This window comes from Methylobacterium sp. GC_Met_3 (assembly GCF_026540775.1).
Taxonomy (GTDB): Bacteria; Pseudomonadota; Alphaproteobacteria; order Rhizobiales; family Beijerinckiaceae; genus Methylobacterium.
The window spans coordinates 1-2,977 of record NZ_JALNUL010000128.1 but is presented as its reverse complement, the minus strand read 5'-3'; the positions used below and the strand labels follow the sequence as shown (position 1 = coordinate 2,977).

At 60.0% G+C, this 2,977-nt stretch carries 4 protein-coding genes; 2 read left to right on the top strand and 2 right to left on the bottom strand.

Annotated elements, in window-relative coordinates; genetic code table 11:
- Both OXS27_RS31975 and OXS27_RS31970 read left to right on the top strand, forming a co-directional pair.
- A partial coding sequence (locus OXS27_RS31975) for a site-specific integrase (protein ID WP_267361676.1) occupies window positions 1–863 on the top strand: 863 nt, incomplete at its 5' end.
- Window positions 864–1,379: 516 nt separating this feature from the next.
- Complete coding sequence (locus tag OXS27_RS31970; RefSeq protein ID WP_267361675.1) at window positions 1,380–1,646, top strand: hypothetical protein; 267 nt, start codon at window positions 1,380–1,382, stop codon at window positions 1,644–1,646.
- Window positions 1,647–1,676: 30 nt separating this feature from the next.
- Here OXS27_RS31970 and OXS27_RS31965 read toward each other — a convergent pair whose 3' ends face one another.
- Together OXS27_RS31965 and OXS27_RS31960 are read right to left on the bottom strand one after the other, a co-directional pair.
- Window positions 1,677–2,123 (bottom strand): protease inhibitor I42 family protein, encoded by a 447-nt coding sequence (locus OXS27_RS31965; RefSeq protein WP_267361674.1) that lies wholly within the window; start codon window positions 2,121–2,123, stop codon window positions 1,677–1,679.
- Window positions 2,124–2,282: 159 nt separating this feature from the next.
- Window positions 2,283–2,675, bottom strand: coding sequence for a hypothetical protein (locus tag OXS27_RS31960; protein ID WP_243923869.1), 393 nt, complete (start codon window positions 2,673–2,675; stop codon window positions 2,283–2,285).
- Window positions 2,676–2,977 lie beyond the last annotated feature (302 nt).

Sequence of the window (2,977 nt, the reverse complement as noted above, 5' to 3'; positions counted from 1 at the left end):
GGGTTGTAGTAACCCGGGCCGAAATCGAGCACCTGCCGCCGGGTTGCGTCGACCGGCATGAAGCTCACGTCGATGGCGGTCGACTGAAGCGCCGCAATGGCAAGACCGCCAACGTGATAAAGACCGGCTTCCGCGGCAAGGCAGTGGTCGAGGGCGGCTCCGGCGCCGCGACGCGCACCGCGGGGCTCTTGGGCGGGATCCTAAGCTATGCCGTCGCTGAGCGCGTCATCACGACGAACCCGGCCGTCGGCGTGAAACGGCCGGCCGGCAAGAAGCGGAAGCGGCGCCTGACACCGGACGAATATACTGCGCTCGGCAAAGCACTCGTCGAGACAGAGGAGGGCTCTCTGGAGCGGTGGCAAGCCTTAGCCGGCGTCCGGCTACTGGCCCTGACCGGCTGCCGGCTCAGCGAAATAGTGAAGCTGCGGTGGTCCGAGATCGATAGAGCGGAACCATGCCTACGGCTGGAGGATACGAAGGAGGGCGCCCCCGTTCGACCGATCAGCAGAGCCGCTCTGCTGATCCTAGACGATGTCCAGCGGGTTCCTGGCTCGGTCTACGTTCTGCCGGCCGCACGGGGAGGGCAGGGGCCTTTCGTCAGCCTCGACGATGCACTGGAGCGCATCGTGAGCAAGGCAGGGCTGGAGGGCGTTTCGGCACACACCCTTCGTCATTCATTCGCTTCGACGGCTGGGGACCTCGGCTACAGCGACTCGACGATCGGCGCGATGCTGGGACATGCCGGCCGCGGAATGACGTCCCGGTACATCCACCATCTCGACACAGTGCTGATCGCGGCAGCGGATCGGGTCGCCATGCAAATCTCTGGAGCGATGGGCGTCGCTGAAAAAGCTGATCCGTGAAAACACCGCGCGAAGGGGGGCCCTATCATCTCTGCGACCAGCCGTGGACGCGATCGGGATGCGCACAAAGCCGGGCGAGCCATGATGATATGGCCGCCCCAGTCGACGTGTCTCGTTAAGGCTGCTCTTACCCTGATCGCAGCGCAGCGAAACCTCGGTAGAGGCACCTGCGTACCGCCGCCCATGGCCGACAAGCACGCCCATCCGACGACGGACCCGTTGCATCAGAATGAAGACCGACTTGCCCACGTCCCTCAACCGAAATTCGCCGCTGCGTGGACGGCCTGAGTCGGAGAGCCGCCTGCCTTGATGCTAGAAAGTCGGTCCGAGATGATCCGCCTCCTGGTGGGCAGCGTCCCGGTCGCTCAACCGGCAGAGAGAAACGCGATCGGCGGGGGCTAGCGCAGAGGGAGGCGTAAAGCTTCGGAGCGCAAGACTGGGCGTGTCGTGATGATATGGCCACCCGGCGAGCGTGCCGCGATAGACGGGGCAGGGGCCCCGCGGTAGGCCTCCACCATGGCCAAAGAGATCCCCAGCGTCGGCGACCTGCGCCGCAAGTCCGAGGTGACGGACGAGGAGATCGAGGCCGCCACAGCCGCCCACCTGAAGGACGAGGGCGACCCGCCGTTCGCGTTCAAGTCCGGCCACACCGACGACGTGGCAAAGGCGATCGAGATGCACCCGCAGGCCAAGGCACTGCTGGCCGAGGAGGCCACCACACCGGGTCTGCGGCGCACGATGGTGAAGACCGCCGTGATCATGGGGTTTCCGGTCCCAGCATGAGCGGTAAGCGGCTCTTGCCCAATCGATCAATTAGTGGATGTTGAGTAGAAGCTTCGTCGTGGAATTGACTTCACCTGTAAACCAGACATATTCACACTTTACTGTAGTCATTCCGGGTCTTATTGCACTAATAATAAAGATACTGGCTATTTCATAGCCTACTTTGCCACCGTTTAACCCATCCGCCAATCCATCTGCTCTTTTCCACCCATTCCCTTTGACGTTGACAATGCTCTCATCAGCAGAAGCGCATTGCCAAGAAGTCGGCAGCCCGCTGCCAGACCGTAATTTTATTGAAAAAGTATCCCCTACCGAGACTGACGCTTCGCTATTTTTAACTGTTTCTTCTTTCGCTGGTGTTACATCTATAATGTTATCATCATTCGACAATGCCGAAGAAATTGAAGAGCATGTTAATATTATTGCAGTCAGAATATGTCGTTTCTTTAAGAGCGTTGTCATGACTGCTTCCATCATAACGATTTCGAGTGAAATGCTAATACACAGACTTCCATCAATAAAAAATGAAGCTGTTGAGAGCATCTTCACAGTTACGGTGTACTTACAGGATCGTAACCAACACCGTTAAGCCCAGCAGCGGGCCGGTACTGCCGATCTGCGCAAAGCGCCGGCAACTCACCGGCCCGCACCCTTCATGGCGAATTCCCAGACAGGAATACCCCAGACCTGACCCTGCTTGGTCCGGTAACCCGAGCCCCGATCGAACACGATCCGAGTTGGCTCCACCGCCACGGCCTTGCTGCCGGACACCATCATCACGCCGCAGTAGTCCACCCGCAGCGTCCCGTGCTCAGGGTGGAGCGCGAATAGCTCGGCAGCCGTCCACCCCAGCGAGTGTGCCTCTGCGCCCAGCCTTTCGCAGAAGTCGATAGCGGCCTCCCGTAGCGGCACCCACCGGGCCGGAGTGAGATACCGGCAGGGCGAGGCGTGGGGCGAGATGTTTTCGATGGCGCCGTGCCAGATGGCGACGGGGTTCGGGATCAGGGTTGGGGCGAGGCTGGCTGACATCCGGCCCAGCTACGCTAGGACAGGGCGCCCGGCCATGCGGCCAGAAGCGGGATTGTCCAACATGGGTTGGGATAGGCCCGTTTTGCAAATGCCGCGGCTGTGGGGCGGCATAGCACCTTAAAGCTAATCTGTAGGCGGGCTACGCTGAAGAGCGTGGCAAATCGCGCAACAAAATGCCCGCAGGGTGCGCATTCACGATTTCGTGGCCTATTATTTCGGTTATTAGCCACCTAAATCGGGTAGAAACAAACAGAAATACTTTATCTAGTTCTGTTGCCATCAAGCAACGCGATCAAGGTACG